Origin of the sequence: Nocardia spongicola, from assembly GCF_047200775.1 — a bacterium.
Lineage (GTDB): Bacteria > Actinomycetota > Actinomycetes > Mycobacteriales > Mycobacteriaceae > Nocardia.
In genome coordinates, this window is the sequence record NZ_JBJZOO010000057.1 from 1 (window position 1) to 566 (window position 566).

1 protein-coding gene is annotated in these 566 nt (G+C 62.7%); it reads right to left on the reverse strand.

The genetic code is table 11. The features are described 5' to 3' along the window. Positions 1-566: polyketide synthase dehydratase domain-containing protein (locus ACL02S_RS24175; protein WP_412804794.1), on the reverse strand; the 566-nt coding region annotated here is incomplete at both ends.

The following is a 566-nucleotide window of genomic DNA, read 5'->3' on the forward strand; positions in this document are numbered from 1 at the left end:
CCCCGGTTATGGCCAGGGTGGTGTAGAAGTCGTCCGGGGCGATCTCGATCATGGTGTCGGTGGGTGGGATTTCGGCTTTGATCTGGTCGTAGGCGCCTTCGATCAGTCGGCCGGTGGCATTGACCGTCCACACCGTGTCGCCCATTTTCCGGGAGCGGATGGTGAAGCGATGGGTCGATTCCTCCAGTTCGAAGCGCATGAGTGGCATTTGCCCGTCTTCGATGGCCAGGGGTGCTACGAACTGGATGTTCTCTAATCCGGCCTGGGTGGATTCGGTGCGTGCCAGTACGGCGCTCAAGGCCGCGTCCAGGTATCCGGTGGCTGGCATCAGTCGGGTGCCCTCGACCCGGTGGTCGGCCAGCCACGGCAGCACCTGCATGTTCAATTCCAGTTGCCAGCGCAGGCTGTCTTCGGGATCTTGGTCGCCCAGTGTGGTGTAGCTGTCCGGGGTGCCGTAGAGGCGGAGGTGGTGGGATGGTATTTCGTTGCGGAGGTGGGTTTTCTGCCAGGGGTAGGTGGGGAGGTCGAGGTGTGGGGTGGGGGTGGGGAGGTCGGTGAACATTCCC